General features: G+C 33.6%; 23 protein-coding genes. 9 read left to right on the forward strand and 14 right to left on the reverse strand.

All coding sequences use genetic code 11. The features are described from left to right. Window positions 1–26 precede the first annotated feature (26 nt). On the reverse strand, window positions 27–2573 hold the full coding sequence (locus OZP09_RS12660) for a T9SS type A sorting domain-containing protein (protein WP_269234081.1): 2547 nt from the start codon (window positions 2571–2573) through the stop codon (window positions 27–29). A 146-nt stretch (window positions 2574–2719) separates the two neighbouring features. Here OZP09_RS12660 and OZP09_RS12665 point away from each other — a divergent pair, with 146 nt between their 5' ends. Next, window positions 2720–3367, forward strand: a complete 648-nt coding sequence (locus OZP09_RS12665) for a hypothetical protein (RefSeq protein ID WP_281309477.1) — start codon at window positions 2720–2722, stop codon at window positions 3365–3367. Window positions 3368–3424: 57 nt separating this feature from the next. Here OZP09_RS12665 and OZP09_RS12670 read toward each other — a convergent pair whose 3' ends face one another. From OZP09_RS12670 to OZP09_RS12710, 9 genes are all read right to left on the reverse strand, one after another. Continuing rightward, window positions 3425–4819: a glycosyl hydrolase family 8 gene (locus OZP09_RS12670; RefSeq protein ID WP_269234084.1), complete on the reverse strand. Its 1395-nt coding sequence runs from the start codon at window positions 4817–4819 to the stop codon at window positions 3425–3427. A gap of 102 nt (window positions 4820–4921) precedes the next feature. Continuing rightward, window positions 4922–8638, reverse strand: a complete 3717-nt coding sequence (locus OZP09_RS12675) for an Ig-like domain-containing protein (RefSeq protein WP_281309478.1) — start codon at window positions 8636–8638, stop codon at window positions 4922–4924. A gap of 27 nt (window positions 8639–8665) precedes the next feature. Further along, complete coding sequence (locus OZP09_RS12680; protein ID WP_269234090.1) at window positions 8666–8965, reverse strand: DUF6916 family protein; 300 nt, start codon at window positions 8963–8965, stop codon at window positions 8666–8668. Window positions 8966–8986: 21 nt separating this feature from the next. Next, window positions 8987–9487 carry a GNAT family N-acetyltransferase gene (locus OZP09_RS12685; protein ID WP_281309479.1) on the reverse strand — a complete coding sequence of 167 codons (501 nt, stop codon included), beginning with the start codon at window positions 9485–9487 and terminating at the stop codon, window positions 8987–8989. A gap of 13 nt (window positions 9488–9500) precedes the next feature. Continuing rightward, entirely contained in the window at window positions 9501–10019 is a 519-nt protein-coding gene (locus OZP09_RS12690) for a phage tail protein (RefSeq protein WP_269234093.1), read from the reverse strand. A 48-nt stretch (window positions 10020–10067) separates the two neighbouring features. Beyond that, window positions 10068–10574: a phage tail protein gene (locus OZP09_RS12695; RefSeq protein ID WP_269234094.1), complete on the reverse strand. Its 507-nt coding sequence runs from the start codon at window positions 10572–10574 to the stop codon at window positions 10068–10070. A gap of 23 nt (window positions 10575–10597) precedes the next feature. Continuing rightward, window positions 10598–11110 carry a phage tail protein gene (locus OZP09_RS12700; protein WP_269234095.1) on the reverse strand — a complete coding sequence of 171 codons (513 nt, stop codon included), beginning with the start codon at window positions 11108–11110 and terminating at the stop codon, window positions 10598–10600. 40 nt (window positions 11111–11150) lie between these two features. Further along, complete coding sequence (locus OZP09_RS12705) at window positions 11151–11819, reverse strand: hypothetical protein (protein WP_269234096.1); 669 nt, start codon at window positions 11817–11819, stop codon at window positions 11151–11153. A gap of 246 nt (window positions 11820–12065) precedes the next feature. Further along, a complete protein-coding gene (locus OZP09_RS12710; protein ID WP_163396186.1) occupies window positions 12066–12242 on the reverse strand; it encodes a Sec-independent protein translocase subunit TatA/TatB in 177 nt (58 codons plus the stop codon). A gap of 207 nt (window positions 12243–12449) precedes the next feature. Between OZP09_RS12710 and OZP09_RS12715 the strand changes: the two genes are divergently transcribed. The 6 genes from OZP09_RS12715 (at window position 12450) to OZP09_RS12740 (ending at window position 19449) form a co-directional block, all read left to right on the forward strand. Beyond that, window positions 12450–12938 carry a peptidase gene (locus OZP09_RS12715; RefSeq protein ID WP_281309480.1) on the forward strand — a complete coding sequence of 163 codons (489 nt, stop codon included), beginning with the start codon at window positions 12450–12452 and terminating at the stop codon, window positions 12936–12938. A gap of 11 nt (window positions 12939–12949) precedes the next feature. Then, entirely contained in the window at window positions 12950–14437 is a 1488-nt protein-coding gene (locus OZP09_RS12720) for a GH3 auxin-responsive promoter family protein (RefSeq protein WP_269234098.1), read from the forward strand. Between the two features lie 131 nt (window positions 14438–14568). Continuing rightward, window positions 14569–16293, forward strand: coding sequence for a DUF6909 family protein (locus OZP09_RS12725; RefSeq protein WP_269234100.1), 1725 nt, complete (start codon window positions 14569–14571; stop codon window positions 16291–16293). Between the two features lie 52 nt (window positions 16294–16345). Beyond that, entirely contained in the window at window positions 16346–17329 is a 984-nt protein-coding gene (locus OZP09_RS12730) for a UDP-glucuronic acid decarboxylase family protein (protein ID WP_269234101.1), read from the forward strand. Next, window positions 17330–18682: an exopolysaccharide biosynthesis polyprenyl glycosylphosphotransferase gene (locus tag OZP09_RS12735; protein WP_269234102.1), complete on the forward strand. Its 1353-nt coding sequence runs from the start codon at window positions 17330–17332 to the stop codon at window positions 18680–18682. It abuts the gene before it with no gap. After that, a complete protein-coding gene (locus OZP09_RS12740) occupies window positions 18682–19449 on the forward strand; it encodes a glycosyltransferase family 2 protein (protein WP_269234104.1) in 768 nt (255 codons plus the stop codon). The genes OZP09_RS12735 and OZP09_RS12740 overlap by 1 nt, the downstream gene beginning before the upstream one ends. A 25-nt stretch (window positions 19450–19474) precedes the next feature. Here the strand turns inward: OZP09_RS12740 and OZP09_RS12745 are convergent, their stop codons facing one another. Both OZP09_RS12745 and OZP09_RS12750 read right to left on the reverse strand, forming a co-directional pair. Continuing rightward, a complete protein-coding gene (locus OZP09_RS12745; protein WP_269234105.1) occupies window positions 19475–19996 on the reverse strand; it encodes an ORF6N domain-containing protein in 522 nt (173 codons plus the stop codon). Between the two features lie 41 nt (window positions 19997–20037). Next, window positions 20038–21348 carry a phenylacetate--CoA ligase family protein gene (locus OZP09_RS12750; protein ID WP_281310762.1) on the reverse strand — a complete coding sequence of 437 codons (1311 nt, stop codon included), beginning with the start codon at window positions 21346–21348 and terminating at the stop codon, window positions 20038–20040. Between the two features lie 133 nt (window positions 21349–21481). On the opposite strand from OZP09_RS12750, the gene purD reads away from it, so the two are divergent. Further along, a complete protein-coding gene (purD, locus tag OZP09_RS12755; protein WP_281309481.1) occupies window positions 21482–22756 on the forward strand; it encodes a phosphoribosylamine--glycine ligase in 1275 nt (424 codons plus the stop codon). 41 nt (window positions 22757–22797) lie between these two features. On the opposite strand, the gene OZP09_RS12760 is transcribed toward purD, so the two are convergent. Next, on the reverse strand, window positions 22798–23028 hold the full coding sequence (locus OZP09_RS12760) for a DUF6341 family protein (RefSeq protein ID WP_029271378.1): 231 nt from the start codon (window positions 23026–23028) through the stop codon (window positions 22798–22800). A gap of 142 nt (window positions 23029–23170) precedes the next feature. Here OZP09_RS12760 and OZP09_RS12765 point away from each other — a divergent pair, with 142 nt between their 5' ends. Next, entirely contained in the window at window positions 23171–24100 is a 930-nt protein-coding gene (locus OZP09_RS12765) for a DUF6427 family protein (RefSeq protein ID WP_269234106.1), read from the forward strand. Here OZP09_RS12765 and upp read toward each other — a convergent pair. Next, the gene (upp, locus tag OZP09_RS12770; protein ID WP_281309482.1) at window positions 24095–24748 is read right to left on the reverse strand and encodes a uracil phosphoribosyltransferase; all 654 of its coding nucleotides are present in this window, start codon (window positions 24746–24748) and stop codon (window positions 24095–24097) included. The two genes, OZP09_RS12765 and upp, sit on opposite strands and share 6 nt — an antisense overlap. Between the last annotated feature and the right edge of the window lie 25 nt (window positions 24749–24773).

Consider the following 24773-nt stretch of genomic DNA (forward strand, 5'->3'; position numbering starts at 1 on the left):
GAGTTTTCAGTTTTCAATTTAAGCAATTATATTTTTATAAATTTTTGAGAAGTTTCACCGTTTTCGGTTTTTATTTTAATTAGATATAAACCAGAGTGGAATGAACTTATGTCTATTGATGAATTCGCATTTTCTTTCGTGTAAACTAATCTTCCAAATAAATCATAAATTTTTACAGCGCAACTATTTTCTTTTAAAGAAATTATATTTAATGTGTTCTTTACTGGATTTGGCCATATTGAGAAAGATGTAGCTTTTTCACTAAACTCATCGTTTGATAAGTTAGATATATTCCCTTGTATTCCAATTAAATAAGATGATAAGTTGTTTCCCTGATATGCAGTAAAGTCACCACCAATCAATAATTGATTATTTGGCTGCAATAATATGGAATAAACAGTTGCGTTTGTGTTGTTATTATTGAAAAATGTAATTCCAGGGTCAAAACTGTTGTCTTTACTTCCGTTTGTATTTAAAACAACCAGGTTATTTTGAGTTAATGTACCATTAGAAGAGTAACTTCCAACAATTATTTTTCCATCATTTTGCAGGACGGTAGCATACACAAAGCAATTTTGAAAAGTAGATTCTACATCAAAAGAATTGTCTGCACTTCCATCGGTATTTAAGCGAATTAATTTCTCTCTCTGAATTCCCTGATAACTTGAAAAAACACCTCCCACTAGAATTTTATTATCTGGCTGTAAAGTTATAGAATAAACAGGATCACTAAATCCAGACCCTATATCAAAAGAAGTGTCTTTGCTTCCATTTGCATTTAATCGAATTAAATTGGCCTGATTCAAACTTGCGAATTTTTGAAAATATCCGCCCACCAGTATTTTTCCATCGGATTGTACTATTATAGTTTTGACTACGTTTACAGGATTTGGCTTACTGTTATAAAAACCAGTTCCTATATTAAATGTTGTGTCTTTTGTTCCGTCTGTGTTTAAACGAATCAAACAATTCTGAGATGTTCCTTGATATTTTCCAAAATTACCACCTACTAATATTTTCCCGTCAGGTTGTATAGCTACAAAATTAACCGTGTTATCAAACCCTGTACCTATATTAAAAGAGGAATCTTTGGATCCATCTGTATTCAAACGAATTAAGTAATTTTGACCCGTTTCCTGGTATTTAGTAAATTTACCGCCAACAATTATTTTTCCATCACTTTGCAATACTATAGAATTAACTGAACCATTGAATCCGGTTCCTATAGAAAAGGAATCATCTTTACTTTTATCTGAATTAAGACGCATTAGATTATTTTGAGAAATTTCTTTATAGTTCGTAAAATTTCCACCAACTAAGATTTTTCCATCATTTTGTTGTACCATTGAATTAACGGGAAAATTTAATCCTGTTCCAATACTCAAAGACGAATCCTTCATTCCATTGGAATTTAATCGGGTTAAATGTTTTTGAGTAATTCCCTGATTATTTATAATATCCCATCCTACTAATAATTTTCCATCAGATTGGATTGTCACAGTTTTAGATTTTGTAGGGTCATTATTAAACTGAGTACCAATATCAAAAGTGGTGTCTCTGGATCCATCTTTATTTATACGAATTAACCCGTTTACATTACTTCCCTGATAGCTGGTAAAGTTTCCCATAACCAATATTTTTTCATCAGACTGTATGGCTATATTTCTAATTCCGTAATGAAAATGACTTGAATTATCAGTCGATATTTTATTAAAACCACTTTTAACGTCGAAAGAAACATCTTTGCTTCCATCGGCATTTAAACGAATTAAGCCATTTTCAGTACTTTCTTTATAACTGCTAAAAGTTCCTACAACTATTATTTTACCATCAGATTGTAGTGCCATTGCCTGAACGTTATTATTTTCAAAACCACTTGTTCCAATGTCAAATGAAGTATCGTGGGTTCCATCAGGATTTAACCGTACTATTTCATTTTGAGGGGCGCTAAAATTTCCTTCTGCGAGTATTTTACCGTTAGGTTGCACAATCAAAGATTTTACATACCTATAATCACTAATTGGGGACTTAAAGGAAATATCAGTACCTCCATTTGAATTCAACAGAACTATACTTTTGCTACTCCTGCCACTAAAGCTTTGAAATCCACCTCCAACTAATATTTTACCATTGGATAATAGTGCCAAACAATATACAGTATCGGCTCCGGTGCCTATTTCAAATGAAGTATCTTTGCTTCCATCACTATTTAAACGAATGATACCTTTTTGATCAGATTCCTGATATTTACTAAATAAGCCACCTACCAGAATTTTTCCATCGGATTGTAACAAAATGGCTTCCACATCATAGTTAAAGCCAGCTCCAATATCAAAAGAAGTGTCCTTGCTTCCATCAGCATTTAAACGAATCAATCGGTTTTGAATCGCACCCTGATAGCAAGTAAAGCGACCGCCAACAAGTATTTTTCCATCGGGTTGTTGTTTTATAACTGTAACATCGTTATTAAATCCCGGATAAGCCCCAAAAAGATGTGTTATTTCTGCTGTATTTTGTGCAAATATTAAAACGGATTGGAAAACAAGTAATAAAAAGAGTAAAGTTTTTTTCATAAAATAATTTTTCTCAAATATATAAGATTTGACTGTAAAATATTTAAATGTTGTCACAAAAAAACTCAATTCTAATAAGGTCGGTGTATTTAAAATATATCCTTTCCAATACTATATATTTGTAAGAAATCATAAATCCCTAAATCATGAAAAAAACAATTTTAATACTCGTCTTATTACTTTTTTCAGTAATTGGACATGCTAAATTTCAAAAAGCAGTTTTGTATATGGAAAACGGAACCAAAAAATCAGGCCTGGCTGAAATGGTCGAAAATGGCGATTCGAAAGTCGTTTTCAAAACAGATGAAAAAGCGAAAAAAGAAAAGATTGCTAGTGATCTTATCAAAAAGATAGAATTCACAGATGATGAAAAAAATGAATTTCTGGCTGAAAGATTATATTTAACTTCTGCTAATGCTTTTTCCGGAAAGTTTTCTAAGTCAAAGGAAAAAAAATGGTTTTACATTCTGTATGACAGAGATATAAAAATTGGATGTGTAGATTTTGCAGGAACGATGCAATACAATCCTTCAAAAGGTAAAACTTCAGGACAGTTTGGAGATACAACGTACTATTTTGGAAAGAAAAAAGGGGATGAATTGTATTTTGGTTTTTTAAAATCGAGTGCTGGTATCACTGTTCATACCCAGACAGGATCGAATATCAAAAAAATGTCTAAGGAAGCTTTTGCCGGATGTCCGAAACTGATCGCTGCTATTGAAAAAGAAGATTTTAAAACCAAAACAGCACTAGAGCAGTTGATTTCTCTTTTCGAAAGAAATAAATGTAAATAAGAACATCGATAATAAAAAAACTCCCAAATTACAATTCGTAGTTTGGGAGTTTTTAGTTTATTTTAAAATCACTTTTTTGGTGACACTTTTAGTACCGTTTGTAATTTTTATAAGATATAAACCGGAAGATTGATTGGCAAGATTAATTTCAGTATTTTCAGATAATGTTTTTTGTTCTGAAATTAGATTTCCCTGAGGCGAAAAAACGGTAACGGTTGAATTTTCAGGAGCGTAAACTGTAAATTTATCAGCACTCGGATTTGGATAAAGCGTAATTTCTGATTTTTCAATATCAAAATCATTATTAGATAAAGTTGCAGTTGGCGGAAGGTAGAAATTACCTGTCAGCAAAAACGAATATAGTGTTTTTAATGTATGGTTAAAATAACTGTTTGGCTCGTTGAGGTTTTTCAGATCATTATAAGAGGCATCTAAATGCGACTGATTTTCTCCTGCCATTGCGGCACAGGCAAAAGCACCCACAAAAGTAGCGTTGTGCCATTGTCCGGTTGCGGCGCCGTTTTGGTTATAACCGTCTTTAACATTGGAAGAACCGCCAAGATTAACGCGAACAAAATCTGATGATTTTTTGGCATAAGATTTTGCATCAGCATTTCCGTACCATACATAATCTACAGCAATCCTCCACGGTGTTCTGGCTGCATCGTAAGTATACAATTTACCCTGATTGGCATAAGAGCCTGCTTGTGAAGAATAATTTCCTGAAGCTTCACACCAGTCAGAAACCAATCCGCCAACAGCATTGTTTTGCGTTAAATTATTATTAATAATGGTATAAGATTTAGCTGCAACCGAATTCCAAAAGGAAGTATCATTGGTAAAAACACCAAAAGCCCTGTAATACGCCGGAGAAAAGTACGATGGGTTTGTAATCTGGCTTCCGCCAAAAGCTTCGCCTGGTTTTAGAACAAAGGTATTGGCTTCAACTTCGTGAGTTTTAATAGCAGCAATTAAAGTCTTAGCATCATTTTTATAATTTATGGTTCCAATGCTTCCCCATTGGTAATCAGCAATAATCAGGGCAAAAGCTACATCAAGTTCGGCGTCGGTTGCCCCATTTTGTCCTATGGTTCCTGAGCAGCCGTTAATTTTCCAGTTCATAACGCCGTTGCTGTTTACATTATCTTTGTAGTACAGCCAGAGTCCGTCGAAAAGGCTTTTATCCGCTTTATAAACGCTTAAAAGCATTCCATAGCCAATTCCTTCAGAAACGGTTTCCCATGAATTATCAAATTTTACTCTGTACCTGCCATTGCTGCAGGCTTCTGTAAAATTGGTTTTCCAGATATCGTAATTATTGTAGGCATCCTGACTATTTTTTGATGTTGCCATTAAGCCATTATTAAAAACAACATTGGCAGGGAAGGGTTTTGTTTGTGAATAATTTTCATAACATAGAAAAATAGTCACCAATAGAAATAGGTTTTTCATATTTATATAAATTTAGGGACCATAAAAGTAAGATTTTTTATATAAATAAAAAACCCAAAACCATAATTCCGATTTTGGGTTTGAGAAGGTTGTAAAATATTTTTATTTTTTAATGATCAGTTTCTGGGTTTTTATATTACTATCACTGATATTTTTAATAAAATAAGTCCCGTCAGAGACGTTTTCTAAATTTAAAATATTAACTATATTTTCGTGTAAATCAAAAGATTTAATAGTTTTTCCTAAGGCGTCTACTATAATATAATTTCCTTCATAAGGAGTTATAATATTTACGATTCCTTTGCTTGGATTGGGGTAAATTTTAAATTCATTTGGTTTGAATTCATCAGTAGCCAGATTAGATATGGTTGTACAATTTGAAGTTTTTGTACATTGTCCTACAGTTATCTCTACTTTATAATCACCATTTGCCAAAGCAGTATAAGACTGGTTTGTTTCACCCGAAAGCAAAGTATTTGGACATTGATACCATTGGTAAGTTGCCCCAGACTGAGCAGCCGTTAGTACACCTGAATTTACTGTAACAGCAGTATTAATTGCGGAAGAGTAATTTATTGTTAAATCTAAGATTTTAGTATCACACCCAACCGTTTTAGAGTAGATTCCGGAAGTTGTATAAGTAGTAGTGTTTTCAGACCATAAATAACTGTCACAAGCTGTAATTGTTTGGGTTGATGAGGTTGAAGGTGTTCCCGTAACCGTTTTTACCAAAAGGATATCACTTGAACAATATGCTGCTTCACAGGCTACACAATAAGTAGTATTATTTGCTGTTGGAGTAGCAGTTACAGATGCACCGGTCGCAAAACTGGTTCCACCCGATAATGAAGTATACCAGGTTGGAGTAGTACCTAATGGACATGTAGCATTTAAAGTCACCGTTGCAGTTCCTAAACATAGAATATTTTCTGTAGTGTTTGTAAAAGTTGCATTTGCTGGTTTAATTGATGTAGTTGTAATATTTGAATTCAGAGTTGAAAAATTAGATCCGCTTACTGTTGCCTGATTGGTTACGGCGCATGTGTTTGCAGGTAAAGTATTGGCTGCATTAACAGTAGCGCTAAAAGTTATAACAGTGTTTTTTCCTGCCGGTAAAGTGAATGGACCTACAGAAATTGTTTCTCCCGCAGCCATTTTTGAAGTACTTTTTTGAGTAGTAGCAATATTTTCGCTGTTCTTTGGCGTTTCGGTTACAGGACCTGATTTTTCCTCTATTACCGGAGCAGCAAATTTGGCTGCAGATGGATTGTCAGGAACTAAAGCTGTTCCTGATACTATTGTTCCTCCGCCTACTTCATCTATAGCGGCTCTTGGTCCGGTATTATTAGCATTCCAGAAATTGGTAAGTGCTGTAGTTCTGTCACCAGATCCGTTAATTAAAGCTGTTGTTCCTTGCAAAATTATCTGACTGTTTGCCCCTGAAGAAAGCACATCAAAAGTTCCCGCTGCCAGCCCGGTTACAGGACTGTTGGTTGTATTGCCACCAATGTTAGCTGCGCTTATCAAAGTACTTGAAGCAATATTTCCAAAAGCAATTACTCCAACATGTGCGTAGGCATTTGTTACCAGACTAATATTGTTGTTTTTTATAGTAGCATCCATACGTGCATTTCCTGATACGATATTATCATTCGATTCAGAAAGAATACCATAATTGCTTATGTTAGTAATCGTATTATTTACTATTTCTGTAATATGTTTGGCATTTCCATAAGCAGCAACAGAAATACCATTAGATACAGATAATGTTCCACCTCCTTCAATAGTATTATTGTTGATTCGGCCTTTCATCGTTCCGGTACCCTGATTACCAATATTACAGGTAAAGCTTCCATTGAAGCTTGATTTTATGGTATTGTTAATTACATTGTAGTTTACAGTAGATGTTCCTGTTGACTGCAATTGCAAACCATTACTGCCAGGACTAGAAACCGCAGCATTTATAATATTTCCATCTGCTAAGAGATTTCCTCCAACCTGAATATTATTTGTGGAAGCACCACCAAAATTTAATGTTAAACCATATGTTTTGGAGTTTGAAAAATCATTTCCTTTTAAGGTTAAAATATTATTGGAAGTTCCGTAGCCCTGGAAAACAAAATTACTGTCACCATTGGCTTTGTTAAATGAATTTTTGAACTGACATCCGGTAACGGTTAAAGTTAGCGCAGGATTTGTGGACAGGATTCCATTGTAGCCATAAAAGCCTCTGCCCCAGGAATCATTAACATTTGTATTGGTTATAGAACTCGTTCCACCAAGATTCAAAGCAAAGATTCCACCCACATCTGGACTGCCAGTATTACTTCCGCAACCTGTCAAGGTACTGTTTGCTAGTGAAAAACCATTTACATTGTTTATGTTTATTCCTGTTGAATTATTTGTACCTGTAATTGAAATATTATCCAGTGTAGCCCCTGTAACCGTTTTTAAATGAATTGCAGCATTGCAATTAGAGTTATCAACAGCCGGGGTACTGCAGGCTCCTCCAGTATTAGCATTTAAAAAATTAATATTTTTCAGCGTCACGTTTGTACAAGAAATAAACTCGATCCCTCTGTTAGCTATATTTTGGATAATTCCTCCTGATCCGGCAGTTGTTCCCGTACCGATTACCTGAAAGCTTCCTGTAGAATTGGCTACAGATATTCCTTTTGTAGCACCATTCACTGAAATACTTTTGAAAATGCAATCCAGGGCACCACCGGCACCAATGTTTACAGCAATTGCAGTTCCTCCAGTAATGCTGACATCTCTTACTTTTAAGGCACCAACGCTTGTTCCGGTCATAGAAGCTGTTGCTCCGGAAAGTGTAATTCCTTCAACATCATTGTTTAGTTTAAGATTCAAAACCCCAAAATTTGGATTTGTACCGCCAGTTGATGGTAAAGGATTACTATATGGAGGTACAGTTATACTTAATATTGATGCTAAGCTTGCGGTTGCTCCCTGGCCAATTAATTTTTGATTGTCTGATAATGTTAATGTGGTACCACTGCTTCCTGTACCGGTATAAACAAAAATAGAAGCTGTTGTTGAAACAGGAACTTCCTGTACCGTTTTAAAAGGACTTCCTAAAGTACCATTACCAGTTGTGGCTACAGAACTGTTTACAAAAAAGATAGGAGCAGACACTGTAATGTTTGCTGTAGCTGTACTTGTTTTTCCGTTGCTGCTTGTAATGGTATAAGTAAAGCTGTCTGTACCTGAATAACCTGATGTAGAAATGTAAGTAAAAGAACCATTAGAATTTAAAACTACTGTACCATTAACAGGATTACTTAAGATGGCTGCTGTTAGAGCAGTTCCATCAGGACTAATATCATTTGAAAGAACCCCTCCGGCAGCATTTACAGTAATCCCAACATTTCCAATACTGCTGTATGCATCATTTACTGCGATCGGTGTTACTTTTAAGGAACCGGGAACCAGAGTTAGATTAGCATCTAAAATATCCTGAAAAGTCATTCCTAAAGCATCATCCGTACCGCTATTGGTAATAGTAACTGTAAAATCAAGCTGGGAACCTGGTGCAGCGTTTCCTCCACCATTCACTACAACTGCATTTGTAACACCAATAGTTGCCGCAACAGCAGATTTTACACTTGTCTTGTCTTTACTTACAAATGAATTATTTCGATTATTTACAACTTTTTTAATTGTGATGTTTTCCGGTTTTGTCAACTGTTTAACTAATGCAGTAACAAAATTTTCTTTCATAAGGTTACCATACGATATTCCTAAAGAAAGGAATATAAGCAAAACCATTATAATAATTAAGAGTTTGTTTTTTTTCATTTTTTTTCATTTAATGAGTTAGCATTATTAAGAAAAGACAGCTTCGTATTTCATTCCAATACTATCAAAACCTAACGGAGTCATAAATAATTCTAAATGTCCTTTTTCAGGATGTATAATGGTAAAAATACCCTGCTCATAATATTCATTTTTTTGTGCTGTACGAAAAACGATCGAAAAAGGATTTCTTTCTAAAGGCGAATAATTGTCTAGTTTTGTCAGCTCAATCAATTCTGCGTCAAGCTGTACTTCATTTGAAATACGAATTGTAAATACAGTATTAAGTAAGGTATCAAAATCGTTAAAAGTAAGTAAAGCTATATCCATGTATTCTGTTTTGTTTTTGAATCAAATTTGTTCAGGAATCCATTCCATCAAATGATAAACACCATTTGTTTCACTGATTTTTTTGAATCCCAGTCTTTTGTATAGATTCATCGCAGGATTAAAACTTTCTACATGAATACTCACACACCTATTTTTAATTCCAGCTTTTTTTAGTATTTCTTCTAAAATTGAACCTCCAATATTTTTTTTTCGCCAGGCAGGCAATAAAGTGATGTCTATAATCCGGACACCTTTTTTTTCAAAAAAGAAATCAATATAAAGTCTTCCGACTATATTATTTTCCTTTTCAATTATATAGAATTTAGCACCGGTATAATTTTTTTGATAATAATCATGCTGGGCAAAAAACTGCTGTTCAATAAAAAACCTTTTTTGCTCTTGGTTCCAGTTTGTTCCTCTTTCGAGCTCCTCCGTACGGGTACTTCCGTATATTTCACACAAAATGGGTAAATCATCTTGTTGAATATCGCGAAGAGTAATAGTATCTATCTTTAGCTCCAAATCAAATATTTAATTAACCTCTCGGAGGAAAAACTCCCTGAAGTGCAATACAGAAATTCATAGTTAAATAGGGCATCATGTTATTATGTGGCTGGTCGCCTCCTGCAGTTGCAATTGAATTTCCTCCCATTGCTGTTGCCGGACTTCCTGAAGTATATACCCTGACAGGATTGCCACGTCCTAAACTATTGTTTGCAGGAGTTGTGGACTGTGAGTTTAAACTTGCTACAGATAGAGTATGACTATGATTAGGTATTTCTGACTCAAGTAAAGTTACAGTTTCACTGCCTCCCATTTCTCCTAAATCATGCAATGATAATCCGGGACCTTGTCCGGGATGCATTGGTGCTCTGTCTTGTAAATTCGGAAGTGCAAAATTAGATGCTCCATTACCGCCATATGTTGTACCTAATAAAGAAAATAAAGCAGTATTTTGACTAAGAGGTAAAATCTGCCCATTACAAAATGCCCAGCCTCTAGGTGCAAAATTGAATGAGAATATGCGTATTTCGCTTACAAATGGATCTGCCATGTTGAATATATTTATTGGATTAAATAGCTAAGGGAATTAGAAAAAAAATTATGTTTGCGATGGAAATATTCCAAACAGTGAAATGATAAAATCAATACATAAATAGGGTTGAAAATTGTCATGAGGCTGACTGCCGCCTATCGGGCCTATTTCCTGTGGATGTAAAGCAACAGAAGGACTTGCTGTCGAATATATTTTATTACCTGTAGCAGTTGTGCTCAAATATGCATCTGTTGGACTGGCGCTATTGGCTAAGTCTGTCGTTGCAAGCAAAGAATGTGAATGTGCCGGAATTTGCTGCGTTGTCAGTGTTACTGATTCAGTCCCGCCTGTTTCTGCTAATATAAAACCATTTCCCTGATGGATAGGAATACGCCCACGTAAATCAGGTAAAGCAAAAGTTGATTGCCCATCACCACCATAAATAGTTCCAATTAATTGAAATAAGGTTTCATTTTCTGATATAGGAAGCAGCTGTCCTTCACAAAACATCCATCCGGCAGGAGCAAAATTTCCTGCAAACATTCTGATTTCACCAACGTAAGGTTGTGCCATAATTGTTTTTTTTAGAATTAAAATTAATTTTGAGAAGGAAAGATTCCCTGTAAAGCAATACAAAAATTCAATACCAGATAAGGTTGCATATTGAGATGCGCCTGACTGCCCCCGATATTTGAAACTGAAGCAGGATTCATAGCTGTTAGGTTCTGACCTGATGAATTATACACCTGATTTGGAGCTGTATTTCCTAATACAGAAACCCCACTTGAAGGGATATTAGTATCTACCGCCTGACTGGTGCTGATTAGGGTATGTTTGTGTGTTGGTAATTCACTTATTGTGAGGGTATGTGATTGCTCACCGCCTATCCGGCCAAGCCAAAAATTATTTCCAAAATGAATGGGAGTTCTACCTCTTAAATCAGGTAATGCAAAAGAGGTTTGTCCATTACCTCCAAAAGTTGTTCCTAATAAAGAAAATAAGGCCTGGTTTTGGTTTATAGGTAAAAATTGGCCGTTACACATTGCCCATCCTTTAGGAGCAAAATTAAAAGACATAATTCGGGTTTCAGCTAAAAATGGTTCTGCCATGTTGAGATATTTTAGATGTCTATTAGTTTGAATTATTTTATTAAACCAAAACAGAATTTACAGTAAGACTATGTTGGGATATTACTTCTTTTTCAAATACAATGTTTGATCCTTCCTTTACCACAATTTTCGTTGAAGTCTGATCGTAACAAAGTTGTGTTTTTAAAAACACACTTCCACTTTTGGTTTCAAAACCATATGGATTTAACTGATTTACAGGAGCAGGAAATAAATAGTTTGTTAAATCAAGCGTACTGTTTTTTGCTTTTAATTCTTTCATAGCTACTTTCATGGCTTCTAAATCAAATCCGGACAATGATTTTAATAAAATCCATTCGCCGTTTGATTTTTTACCAAGACATAATAAAAGATCGTCTAATTTACCTGCTCCATTTACCTGCAGATGCATTGGAAACATTTTTAATTGATTGTCGGGAGAACTGAAACAAAAAGTTCCTGAAGGCTTATATCCTGTTTTTTTCAGATTCTCGCTTGCTTTTTTATAACATTCTAAAAGTGCAGCATCTGCTAGAAGAGCATCTGAAGAATTAGATTTTGAAAAAAATGATAAAATATTTTCGTCTTCATTATCTGAGTCAATAAAAAAAGGGAAAGGAGTCTGAGATAAAAGAGAGCTTCCGCAAAAAAGTGTTGCAGTGCCTACAAATCCAACATTTTTGATAAAATTTCTACGTGTTAAATCAATCATAATAAAATGTTTTATAAGTAAAAAATTATGGTAAATTTAATAAAATTCTCAATACCTTTATTTAAATTTTGATTAATTTGTACCTTACTAGGTAATAATATCTATTTTTTATCGTTACGAAATCTTTTAAAAATTGCAAAATATAAGAACGGCAGTACATATTTTTAAAATTTCAACACAAAAAATCCCAACTAAAACCATAGTAGTTTCAGTTGGGATTCTAAAAAAAGAACACTTTGCAGCGTCTTATTTAACTTCTTCTTCTTGTTTTTTAACAGCAGACTGATCGTCTTTGGCAGCGTTTTTAAATTCTTTAATACCGCTTCCTAAGCCTTTCATTAATTCTGGAATTTTTTTACCTCCAAAAAGTAACAACACAATACCTACTATAACAAGGATTTCTGTAAGACCTAATCTTCCCATGATTGTATATTTAATGCCGAAGCAAATTGTTCTAATATTTGAGCAAAGGTATAGAAATATACGGACAACAATAGTTTTTCGGCTAAAATATTTGTTTTGAGCAGCGTTAAATATTTTATAAAATAATAATTTAAATAGTTTTATGCAAATTTCTTCAGCAGTAATTAAAACCATTAATTGTTATATTTGCGAGTATAAATAACCGTAATGCCAAGAAAAAAACATAATTTAAGGAAAAAATTATTCACCAAAAACCGATTGGTTATTTTGAATGAAGATACATTCGAAGAAATTTTTTCGTTTAAACTTAATCTAATGAATGTTTTTGTTGTTCTTTCTTTGGGCGGAATATTCTTAATACTAATCACTACTTATATAATTGCTTTTACACCTTTGCGTGAATTTATTCCGGGATATTCTTCTTCTGAGTTAAAAAAGAATGCTTTGGAACTGGCTATAAAATCAGATTCATTGACCACTTCACTTAAGAAAAATGAGGTCTATATCAAATCCATTCAAAAAGTATTAAAGGGAGAATTAGAATATTCCAAATTCAATAAAGATTCCATTTTGGCTGATTCTGAGGAAATTCCTAAATCCAATATGAATGCTTCAGAAGAAGAAATCAAACTCCGGGAAGAAGTTGCCAGAATAGAGAAGGAGTCAGGTGGTAACAAACCGAACAAAAAGAAATAATGCCGTACAAAATGTCAATTAAATCAATAGCAGCAAAAATTTTTGCTAGAAGAATATACAAAAAAACACTTTCCTGGTCTGATAAACCAGTTGAAACTCAACTGAAAGTTTTTAAAGATCTGATTGAAAACGCAAAAACAACAGAATTTGGAAAAGACCATCATTTGGATGCAATAAAAACAATTGCAGATTTTCAAAAGAATGTCCCTATTCGGGATTATGAAGATTTAAAATCGTATATAGAAAAAGTAAAATCAGGTCAGGAAAATATTCTCTGGAAAGGTAAACCCATTTATTTTGCCAAGACTTCCGGAACAACTTCAGGAGCTAAATATATTCCGCTTACCAAAGAATCAATGCCATCTCATATTAATGCGGCGCGTAATGCGATTTTGCATTATATCAACGAAACCGGAAATGCGAATTTTGTAGATGGAAAAATGATCTTTTTGCAGGGTAGCCCTATCCTGACTGAAAAACATGGAATTAATTTTGGACGACTTTCCGGAATTGTAGCGCACTTTGTTCCGAAATATTTACAGAAAAACAGAATGCCCTCATGGGAAACGAACTGCATTGAAGACTGGGAGACGAAAGTCAACGCCATTGTTAATGAAACGATTAAAGAAGACATGTCTGTAATTTCAGGTATTCCATCATGGGTTCAGATGTATTTTGAAAAATTACAGGAAAAAAGCGGTGGAAAAAAGATCAGCGAAATATTCAAAAACTTTAATTTATTCATTTACGGAGGCGTTAATTATGAACCTTATCGAGCCAAATTTGAGCAAATGATAGGCAAAAGAGTAGACAGTATTGAGTTATTTCCGGCTTCTGAAGGATTTTTTGCTTATCAGGATTCACAAAAAGAAAAAGGAATGCTTTTGTTGCTGAATTCAGGTATTTTCTACGAATTTATAAAAGCTGATGAATTTTTTACCCAAAACCCAAAAAGATATACCATTGGCGAAGTTGAGACTGGCGTAAATTACGCTTTAATAGTTTCTACAAATGCAGGACTTTGGGGCTATAATATTGGTGATACTATTCAGTTTACTTCTTTAGCACCATATCGTGTTATCGTTTCCGGACGCATCAAACATTACATTTCGGCTTTTGGAGAGCATGTAATTGCTAATGAAGTCGAAAATGCAATGAAAGAAGCAACTGCAGGAACCAATATCGTAATAAATGAATTTACAGTTGCTCCGCAAATCACGCCAGCAAGCGGATTGCCGTATCACGAATGGTTGATTGAATTTGAAAAAGAACCTGAAAATATGGAGGCTTTCGCCGAAGCAATTGACAATTCGATGCGAAAACAAAATATTTACTATGATGATCTAATTACCGGAAATGTTTTGCAGAAAGTAGTTGTAACCAAAGTTTCAAAAAATGGTTTTCAGGAATACATGAAATCTCAGGGAAAATTAGGCGGACAGAATAAAATTCCAAGGTTATCAAATGACAGGAAAATTGCTGATAATTTAAAACAGTGAAATAATTTTACGTTAAATTTTCTAACAATTTGATAAATGCTATTTAAGCAAAATTACAGCAATAATTCATAACTTTCGCTTAATTAATACCTAATCATCTTTAATAAAAGAAGATTTTTAAAATAAAAAACATGAAAGAAACCAAACATATATCAAGATCAAGAGCTCAGGAATCATCTGCAGCGATTGAAAAAATGTACATCACCATGCGTCATTTATTCAATCGTGGTTTTTACAAACCAATGGGAGTTTCAGGCGATAGTTTAAGAGAATCATTATTGGCGTTACGTCCTGAAATTTATGGAAATATAGCCGAGGAGAAAGTCGAATTAAACGGGCTTTTGTACGTTATTGAACGACTTCCGATAGGAATAGAACAATGCCGTTTCATCAATTTAACTTCAGACGAAGGTTATTCAAAATCACATTTTCAGCCGATTGTTCCTCCAAAAAGAAGAAGAAATTGTTACCGGATTGACGAAGAACAAATGAATGTTGAAATCACACGTGGCCGTTCAGACATTTACGATATCCTGACACATTTGACATTTATTTTTATCGAATCACATAAAATCAAAAACAGGGTTTTAATTGACGATGGAGGAGAAGTTTCGCGTGACTGGCTTAAACTGGAACAAGCCATACTTCAAACCAAAAAATTATCTCAGATAGAAAAAGAAAAAGCAATTTCGCATGCAGCTAATATTTTAGCCAGGACATTCGAAGAAGTTTTGGATATTTACGATGCTTTTGGTTCTGAAAATGCACCGGATCGTTTTCTGCATGTAATCTACTGGCTTGGAAAATTAGCCATTGAAGAAATGATTGACAACAATAAAAGAACCATCACTTTTAGTCCGGTTTTAAGAGAACGATTAGGACATCATATCCATGGTGAAATATGGGCGACCAACATCAAGGAAGTTTTAAAAGCAAATAATCTTTTAAAAAGACCAATTCATATTATTAGTGCAAACATGCACAGTGTTATGAATTCAATCTTTGCAACGCCGCTGTTGAAAACGAAATTTAAAGACAAATCGGATTTCTTCATTTATGAAGAATTGAGTAAATCTGCTGCCAAAGATATCAGAAGTTTAGTGGAAGAATTAGCCTTGAAAAACGGAATGATTTCTTTGCCAGACACATCAGGGACTAATATCGATGTGCAGATTTTTGATACTGCCAAAATAGACTGGAGCAAAACTGCCTTTACTTATGCGAATGTAGGAGAAGAAAAACCGGTTATAATTGTAATGGATTATGCTTTTGGTGAACAGGCTTATGAAACGATTGATGAGCTTTTAAAACCTTATAAAAAAGAAACTTTACTCAATGTAAAATCGGTTTCAATAATGGGAAAAGCCGGAATTCTGGAAGGCGGGAAAGGAGATATTATGATTCCGTCAGCGCATATTAATGAAGGAACTGCAGATAATTATTTCTTCGAAAATGAATTAACAGGAGCGATGTTCGAAGGAAATGATATTGCCGTTTTTGAAGGCGCCATGGTAACCGTTTTAGGGACTTCATTACAAAACAGGGATTTGTTGAAATTTTTCCACGAATCGACCTGGGGTGTAATTGGCCTGGAAATGGAAGGATCTTATTATCAAAAGGCAATTCAGTCGGCATCAAAAATTAGAAAAAGTGTACCTCAGGATATTAAAGTCAGATATGCTTATTATGCTTCTGACAACCCATTAGAAACCGGAAGTACTCTGGCTTCAGGTGGTTTAGGAACTACAGGGGTAAAGCCAACGTATTTAATCACGATTAAAATTCTGGAACAGATTTTAAATTTAAATAATCAGCTTGGAACAAATTTAATCAGCACAGAAAAAGATAAAAGTTAAATTTATTTTATAAAATTGAAAAAAGTAAATTTGCTGCAGGAAAAAAATTGATATGAAAAGAATACTTATTACGGGTGCCGCGGGATTTTTAGGATCACATTTATGCGACAGATTTATCAAAGAAGGCTACGATGTTATTGGAATGGATAATCTGATTACGGGAGATCTTAAAAATATTGAACATTTGTTCAAACTAGAGCACTTTGAATTTTATCATCATGACATTACGAAATTTGTTCATATTCCTGGCGAATTAGATTATATTCTGCATTTTGCTTCACCAGCAAGCCCAATTGATTACTTGAAAATTCCAATTCAAACCTTAAAAGTAGGATCATTAGGAACTCACAATTTATTAGGTTTGGCACGTGTAAAAAAAGCAAGGATTTTAATAGCATCTACTTCAGAGGTATATGGGGATCCTTTAGTCCATCCGCAAACAGAAGAGTATTACGGCAACGTAAACACGATCGGACCACGCGGCGTTTATGATGAAGCCAAACGTTTTCAGGAATCCATAACAATGGCTTACCATACTTTTCATGGTGTAGAAACCAGAATTGTGCGTATTTTTAATACTTACGGACCAAGGATGCGTTTAAATGATGGCCGTGTAATTCCGGCTTTTATTGGCCAGGCACTTCGTGGAGAAGATCTGACTATTTTTGGGGACGGAATGCAGACACGTTCTTTCTGTTATGTTGACGATCAGGTAGAAGGAATTTACAGATTATTGCATTCAGATTATGTGTATCCGGTAAACATTGGAAATCCGGATGAAATTACCATCAAAGATTTTGCTGAAGAAATTATAAAACTTACTGGGACAAACCAAAAAGTAGTTTACCATCCATTACCCATAAACGATCCTTTACAGCGCCAGCCGGATACTACAAAAGCAAAAGAATTATTAGGCTGGGAAGCTAAAGTAAGCCGTGCCGAAGGAATGAAAATTACTTATGATTATTTTAAATCGCTTTCAAAAGAAGAACTTTTAAAAGAAGAACATAAAGATTTTTCAAATTATATAAAATAAATGCGGACAAAAACAGGAAAATATTCAGGCTATATTCGTCCGTTCTCCTATTTGATTGATTTAATTATTATCAATTTTTTTGCGGTTTATATTGCGCATTTTCCTGTAGATCAAATTTTATTTTTAGCTGTACTAAATATTGGCTGGATTGGTATTGCCTCTGATTTAGGTTTTTACGAAGTATATCGTTATACTAAAGTGATAACGATTTTAAATTGTGCCTTAAAGCAAGCCTGCTTATTTGGTTTTGTAGTTTTTGCCCTTGCCTTCTTTTATGCAAAGCATACCAGTTTTAAAACCCTGTTGTTTTATTTATGGTTTATTTTTATTCTTATTTTATTCATAAAGTTTTCAATCTACTACTTCCTGCAAACCTATAGGGTTGTGTATGGAGGAAATCATAGACGGGTTGTTCTTTTAGGAAACAAAGAAAGTATTTCTCCTCTACGACATTTCTTTACTGAGAATCCGGATTATGGATATGAACTAATTCGTGTTTTTGAATTTGAAAAAGTAAAAACAGATCATATTGAACAAATGTTTGAATTTGTCCTGAATAAAAACATGGATGAAATGTATTGTTCAATTATTGGTTTGACTCAGGATCAAATAAACGAAATTATAGACTTTGCAGACAGTAACCTGAAGACACTGAAATTTATTCCGGACGACAATCAGATATTTTTTAGAAATTTCATTTTAGAATATTACGATTATATCCCTGTAATTGCCCTTAGAAGTATTAAACTCGATGAGCATTTATACAAGATAATGAAACGAACTTTTGATGTTGTTTTTTCAATCATCATCATCATTGGAGCTCTTTCGTGGGTGTTGCCAATTTTAGGAATTTTAATAAAACTCGAATCAAAAGGACCAGTTTTGCTCAGACAAAAACGCAATGGGCTTAATAACAAAGAATTCGATTGTTATAAGTTCCGTTCCATGAAAATGGGTAACAATGATTATTCAAATCAGGTTTCTAAAAACGATCCAAGAGTTACGAAAATTGGCCGGTTTATTCGAAAAACCAGTATTGATGAGCTGCCTCAGTTTTTTAATGTTTTGATTGGTGAAATGTCTGTAGTCGGGCCAAGACCGCACATAGTAAGCTATAATAAGGAGTATATACTTAAGGTTGATAAGTTTATGGTACGCCATTTTATAAAACCGGGTATTACAGGTTTGGCACAGGTAAAAGGATTTCGTGGAGAAATTGAAACCGATAATGATATTATAAACCGTGTAAAATATGATATTTTTTATATTGAAAACTGGTCCATTCTGTTAGATCTGAAAATTATTGTAACTACAATTTACCATATCATTAAAGGTGATGAAAAAGCATATTGATGAGTGAATTAGTTTCTATCATAACACCCACATATAATGCCGAAAAATACATTCGGGAAACCCTGCTGTCCGTAATAAATCAAAGTTATCAAAACTGGGAAATGATTCTGACCGATGACGATTCAAAAGATAATACGATTGCGATAGTTGAAGAATTTGCATTAAAAGACAACCGGATAAAAATTTTTAAATTACCGGAAAATCGCGGAAACGGTTATGCGAGAAATGCCGCTTTAGAAAAAGCAAACGGAAAATATATTGCTTATTTAGATGCTGATGATGTATGGTTTCCGGATAAATTAGAAAAGCAAATACAGTTTCTAAAAGCAAATAATTTGCATTTTACTTTTAGTTTTTATGATTCTATAGACGAAGAAGGAAATGATTTGAACAGAAGGGTAGAATCACCCAATCCGCTGACTTATAAACAATTATTTTTTTGCAATTATGTTGGCAATTTAACGGCAATTTACGATGCAGATTATTTTGGCAAAATTATTCTGGAAACATCACAAAAACGGCAGGATTGGAGAATTTGGCTGACCATTTTGAAACAGATTAAAATAGCAAAACCAGTTGCTGAATCTTTAGCTTTTTACAGAATCAGAAAGAACTCTGTTTCTTCTTCAAAATTCAAATTGATCAAGCACAATTTTGGAGTTTATAAAGAATTTCACGGACATAATTTTGTGTTTGCTGTCTTGCTTATGATTCGGTTTCTATATACACAGTTGATTCTAAAACGAAAATATATAAAGAAGATTTAAATTCACAATTTGTAACCTTGAAGAATTATTTTTTATATCCAATTTTTACCCTTTCAGTTTCGTGTTCTTTTTTCTCTGTTAATTCATCCAAATAAGAAAATACCAATTCTATATTTTTATCATGATTCTCTAACTTCTTCTGAATCTGAAGAATATCAACCTTAATTTCAGTGGTGTCTAAAAGCATTTGCCTCACTTTTGTGAAAATCCTCATGATTTGAATATTAGTTTGTATTGCTTTGTCACTTTTTAAGACACTCGAGAGCATTAGAACACAATGTTCTGTAAATGCAAATGGCAATTTTCTTGTTCCTCCCCAACTTGATGTCGCAATTTGCGACATCAAGTTTTCGAATTCAATTTCTGCAAGTTGAAACATAAAATCTGAAGGAAAACGTGCTATATTTCGTTTTACTTGTTCGTTTAATCTTTTCGTTTCAACTTCATATAGTTGAGCAAGATCAAAATCCAGTAATACCTTTTGTCCACGAATAAAATATATTTTATTAGAAATTGTTTCTTCCGAAAGTAAAGAATGATCGTTCATAAGTTTTTTAATTAAAAAACAAATGTAAGATTTTATTTATATTATAAAAAAGATTTAAATTGTTTTAGTTTACCACGATTGGTTCGTTCTAAAACAGTTTTTCGGATGAAAGTGAAGTTTAGATTTGGTTCTAAATATAAATCAATAGCTTGTTTTATTTTGTCGATTTGTTCTGAAATTAATTCTTTTTCAGCAACATACTCAACTTCAAAAGTATCGATTTTGGTTTGTTTAATAATGAATTCTTTGACGTTTCCGTCATCTTCAATAATGCTTTTGGTTACGTAATAAAATGTCAGACCAGGCGATTTTTTACCGTTTGGTAAAATGGCAACGTCATTGGTTCTTCCAACAAGTTTTTTCAGAATTGGTTTTTGTGGGGTGCTTTTTTCATCGAGAATTCCAATGTCGCCAATTTCATATCGAATAAACGGATTGGCTTTATTGTATAAAGATGTAATCACAATCTTACCTTCTGTTCCATGTGGAACAGGTTTGTTGTTTTCATCTAAAATTTCAACAAAAAGTGTTTCTGAATTTACCTGCCATTCACCCTGCGGATTTTCAAAAGCGATTAAATCTAATTCAGAAGCGCCATATTCATTGATAATTGGAATGCCGAATTGTTTTTCCAGTAATTTTTTATCCGATTCAAAAAGCATTTCAGAAGTAACAAAACAGGCTTTCAGCGTTGGACAAATTTCCTTTAAAACAATATTTTTTCGTTCTAAATATTTAGCAAACAAAACAATAGAACTGGTGTACCCGTTGAGGTAATCGAATTTTTTTGCTCTGAATTTTTTCAGGAATTTCTCCAGAATTTCATCAGACAGATCAAAAACAGGAAAACGAAAACGATGTGTTAAAAAATCCTTGAAACGTTCTTTTTGATATCCAATAATATCCATTGGAATTCCATAAAAACGCGCCTGATAAGATTTGTTAAAATCAATTCCAAACCAGCCAAACCGCATTATATTTGAAGCCCAGGTTAAGGCATGCGAGTATTTATCTTTGGAAAAAAAAAACGGAGTTCCGCTCGATCCGGAAGTCTTGTTGAGGTAGATGTTTTTTTTTGAATATCCTTTTGAAAGTCTTTCTTCAAGGGGTTTCTGTAAGTTTTGCTTGTTTAGAATGGGAAGATTTTCCCAGTTTTCAGCAGTTGTATTTCCGGCTAAGTCTTTGTAAAAAGAATTGTTTTTGAGGTGAAAATCAACAATTTCTTTTTTTTTATTTTGAAGAAAAACGGCAAACTCTTCATCAGAAAAACAAACAATTTTATCCAGTTCGGCTTTGGCTTCCTTTATTGGAAAACCATTTAATTGAAGTGAAATGTCAAAAAGGCGAATCATTTTCAGGATTATTTTCATCAAAAATAATATTTACTATCTACTAACAGCCAAGAATCAACAAGTTTTTGATATTTAATTATATTTTACGTTCAAAAGCAATTATTTTTGCACCACAACTAAATACAACAACACCATGACAATTTTATTATTGGGATCAGGCGGAAGAGAGCATGCATTTGCATGGAAAATGACACAGAGTCCGCTTTGCGAAAAACTTTTTGTAGTACCTGGAAATGCAGGAACTGCTGCAATTGCTGAAAACGTAGCAATATCTGCAACAGATTTTGAAGCAGTAAAAGCTTTAGTCCTTAAAGAGAATATAAGTTTAGTAGTCGTAGGACCAGAAGATCCATTGGTAAAAGGTATTTACGATTATTTTAAAAACGATGAAAGTTTAAAACATATTCCGGTTATTGGACCATCAAAATTAGGTGCGCAGTTAGAAGGAAGTAAAGAATTCGCAAAAGAATTCCTGATGAAACACAACATTCCGACTGCAGCTTACGATAGTTTTACTGCAGAAACAGTTGAAGAGGGATGTAAATTCTTAGAAACTTTACAACCCCCTTACGTTTTAAAAGCAGACGGATTAGCAGCTGGAAAAGGTGTTTTGATTATTCAGGACCTTGAAGAAGCTAAGACTGAATTGAGAAACATGTTGGTTCATGCAAAATTCGGTACAGCAAGTTCAAAAGTGGTTATTGAAGAATTTTTGGACGGAATCGAATTAAGCTGTTTCGTTTTAACAGACGGAAAAAGCTATAAAATTCTTCCAACGGCAAAAGATTACAAAAGAATTGGAGAAGGAGATACCGGTTTAAACACAGGTGGAATGGGAGCAGTTTCCCCGGTTCCTTACGTAGATGCAGTTTTAATGGAAAAAATTGAAACCCGTATTGTAAAACCAACAATCGAAGGTTTCCAAAAAGACGGAATCGAATACAAAGGATTTGTATTTATCGGTTTGATCAATGTAAAAGGTGAACCTATCGTTATTGAATACAACGTAAGAATGGGAGATCCTGAAACTGAAGTTGTAGTGCCAAGATTAAAATCAGATTTAGTAGAATTATTCCTGTCTGTTGCAGATCAAAAGTTAGGTGACTTTAATTTAGAGGTTGATCCAAGAAGTGCTACAACTGTAATGGTAGTATCTGGCGGTTATCCTGAAGATTTTGAAAAAGGAAAAGTAATTTCTGGTTTAGAAAATATTACAGATTCAATTGTTTTTCATGCAGGAACAAAATTAGATAACGAAAATGTCGTTACTAATGGAGGGCGTGTAATTGCAATAACATCTTACGGAAATAATTTCCAGGAGGCCATAAAAAAATCTTACCAAAACATAGATAAACTAAGCTTTGATAAGATGTATTTTAGAAAAGATATCGGTTTCGATTTAATCTGAAAATAAATTGACAAGCCCTTTTTAATTAAAGGGTTTGGTTTTTATTTTAAAAATGAATGAGCCGTTGTATCCTGGTTTTCTGTTCCAGCATCATCAAAAATACGTAATTGTTTAATCCAATAAACGATTGCACATGCACAGATGATCATAAAAATCCAGTTAATAGTGTTTGCACCAAACCATGTAATCAATTCCAAACGACGTAAAAAGTCAAGAGGAGCAAACAAAATGTTAACGAATAAGTATTGTATTCCTTCAAAAAAAGCTGTCATAATTTTTTAAAATTATATGTTATTTATTGTTGTGTAATGCTTTGAAGATAAAATTCGGTTTATTGAATCTTTTTTCAACTCGTTCGGTTTTTCATTTTAAACAAGTAGTATCTTTACAATCACAAAAGTATAAAATATCCTTATGATAACAAGTGTTTTTAAAAAATCTACACCATTAAATTATTCCCTGGTTGTAATTTTAATACTGGTTTTCTTTTTTATGTATCAAATTCAGGAACCATCATGGATGACTTCTTATTTTTTAGTGTTTCAAAAAATAAGTTTATTCTGCTTTGTGCTGGCTTCTTTTTTCCTGATAAATTTTATCGTTAAAAAGAATGGGCTCAGTAAAGACAACGGATATGCGATATTATTCTATTTACTGTTGCTATTATTTTTCCCAACGATATTCAATAACGCAAACGTCATTTATGCTAATTTTTTTCTTTTGCTGGCGCTTCGCAGATTAATTTCTTTACAATCTTTAAAATCTTCAAAAGAAAAAATATTTGATGCTTCTTTTTGGATTTTAGTGGCTACATTATTTCAGTTTTGGTGTATTCTTTTCATGATTTTGGTTTTTATATCTATTATTTTTCACGTTTCGAGGGATTATAGAAATTGGGTTTTGCCTTTTATTGCGCTTTTGGCTGTTGCTTTATTATTTTTAACAGTATCCTTGATTTTCAATTTTGATGCTGTGAAATTTATTCAGGACAGGGCATTTATCGATTTAAGGATTGATTATTTTAAAAATAATTATGAAAATGGGGCATTCTCAATTTATGTTGCAGTAGTTTTATTTTTTGTGGTTTCAATACTATCAACCTTGTCAAACAGACCACAGATTGTCCATACTTCATACAAAAAAGTGGTTGCCTGTTTTTTTATAGCGATATTTGTTTTCATTCTTTCGCCAGAAAAAAGCAATGATTTATTGTTGTTTAGTATTACGCCGTTGACCATTATGGCTTCGAGTAGTGTAGAATATATGCAGCAAAAACTAAATAGGGAAATTACATTCTATGTCCTTATCTGCTGCAGTTTGTTTACGTTTTTCTCTCAGCTATAATTTGTTTCCGTAAGCAAGATCACCGGCATCGCCAAGACCAGGAACAATATAATTTTTCTCGTTTAATTTTCCGTCCAGGGCAGCAATCCATAAATGACAGTTCTCCGGCAGATTTTTTTCAAGGTAGGAAACTCCTTCTGGTGCAGCAATAACAACTGCAATATGAATTTCCTTTGGAATAGCATTCTCAACTAATTTTTTATGAACCGCGACTATAGACTGGCCAGTTGCCAGCATTGGATCTAGAAGTAAAACTGTTTTACCGTTTAGGTTGGAAATTGCCTGATATTCAACTAAAATTTCAAACTCATCATCATTATTCGGGTGATGCCTGCTTGCCGAAACAAAGCTGTTTTCGGCATGGTCAAAATAATTTAAAAAACCGTTATGAAGCGGTAATCCGGCCCTTAAAATGGGACATAAAACCAAATCAGTTTCGATTTGAGTTGTTTTTTTTATACCAAGCGGCGTCTGAATTTCGACATTTTTATAAGGTAAAACCTTGCTCAGCTCATACGCCATAATTTCACCAATTCGTTCTATATTTCTCCGAAAACGCATACTATCGTTCTGAATATTTACATTTCTGATTTGTGATAAGAAATGATTTAGCACACTATTATTTTCAGAGATATAATGGATTTTCATAATAAATTTTTAGAATTATCAATTG

Source organism: Flavobacterium flavigenum (genome assembly GCF_027111255.2).
Classification (GTDB): domain Bacteria; phylum Bacteroidota; class Bacteroidia; order Flavobacteriales; family Flavobacteriaceae; genus Flavobacterium; species Flavobacterium flavigenum.

Bases quoted from the DNA above. Each gene is read 5' to 3' on its own strand.
- OZP09_RS12660 (WP_269234081.1), bottom strand. From the start codon at position 2,573: ATGAAAAAAACTTTACTCTTTTTATTACTTGTTTTCCAATCCGTTTTA.
- OZP09_RS12665 (WP_281309477.1), top strand. From the start codon at position 2,720: ATGAAAAAAACAATTTTAATACTCGTCTTATTACTTTTTTCAGTAATT.
- OZP09_RS12670 (WP_269234084.1), bottom strand. From the start codon at position 4,819: ATGAAAAACCTATTTCTATTGGTGACTATTTTTCTATGTTATGAAAAT.
- OZP09_RS12675 (WP_281309478.1), bottom strand. From the start codon at position 8,638: ATGAAAAAAAACAAACTCTTAATTATTATAATGGTTTTGCTTATATTC.
- OZP09_RS12680 (WP_269234090.1), bottom strand. From the start codon at position 8,965: ATGGATATAGCTTTACTTACTTTTAACGATTTTGATACCTTACTTAAT.
- OZP09_RS12690 (WP_269234093.1), bottom strand. From the start codon at position 10,019: ATGGCAGATCCATTTGTAAGCGAAATACGCATATTCTCATTCAATTTT.
- OZP09_RS12695 (WP_269234094.1), bottom strand. From the start codon at position 10,574: ATGGCACAACCTTACGTTGGTGAAATCAGAATGTTTGCAGGAAATTTT.
- OZP09_RS12700 (WP_269234095.1), bottom strand. From the start codon at position 11,110: ATGGCAGAACCATTTTTAGCTGAAACCCGAATTATGTCTTTTAATTTT.
- OZP09_RS12705 (WP_269234096.1), bottom strand. From the start codon at position 11,819: ATGATTGATTTAACACGTAGAAATTTTATCAAAAATGTTGGATTTGTA.
- OZP09_RS12710 (WP_163396186.1), bottom strand. From the start codon at position 12,242: ATGGGAAGATTAGGTCTTACAGAAATCCTTGTTATAGTAGGTATTGTG.
- OZP09_RS12715 (WP_281309480.1), top strand. From the start codon at position 12,450: ATGCCAAGAAAAAAACATAATTTAAGGAAAAAATTATTCACCAAAAAC.
- OZP09_RS12720 (WP_269234098.1), top strand. From the start codon at position 12,950: ATGTCAATTAAATCAATAGCAGCAAAAATTTTTGCTAGAAGAATATAC.
- OZP09_RS12725 (WP_269234100.1), top strand. From the start codon at position 14,569: ATGAAAGAAACCAAACATATATCAAGATCAAGAGCTCAGGAATCATCT.
- OZP09_RS12730 (WP_269234101.1), top strand. From the start codon at position 16,346: ATGAAAAGAATACTTATTACGGGTGCCGCGGGATTTTTAGGATCACAT.
- OZP09_RS12735 (WP_269234102.1), top strand. From the start codon at position 17,330: ATGCGGACAAAAACAGGAAAATATTCAGGCTATATTCGTCCGTTCTCC.
- OZP09_RS12740 (WP_269234104.1), top strand. From the start codon at position 18,682: ATGAGTGAATTAGTTTCTATCATAACACCCACATATAATGCCGAAAAA.
- OZP09_RS12745 (WP_269234105.1), bottom strand. From the start codon at position 19,996: ATGAACGATCATTCTTTACTTTCGGAAGAAACAATTTCTAATAAAATA.
- OZP09_RS12750 (WP_281310762.1), bottom strand. From the start codon at position 21,348: ATGATTCGCCTTTTTGACATTTCACTTCAATTAAATGGTTTTCCAATA.
- purD (WP_281309481.1), top strand. From the start codon at position 21,482: ATGACAATTTTATTATTGGGATCAGGCGGAAGAGAGCATGCATTTGCA.
- OZP09_RS12760 (WP_029271378.1), bottom strand. From the start codon at position 23,028: ATGACAGCTTTTTTTGAAGGAATACAATACTTATTCGTTAACATTTTG.
- OZP09_RS12765 (WP_269234106.1), top strand. From the start codon at position 23,171: ATGATAACAAGTGTTTTTAAAAAATCTACACCATTAAATTATTCCCTG.
- upp (WP_281309482.1), bottom strand. From the start codon at position 24,748: ATGAAAATCCATTATATCTCTGAAAATAATAGTGTGCTAAATCATTTC.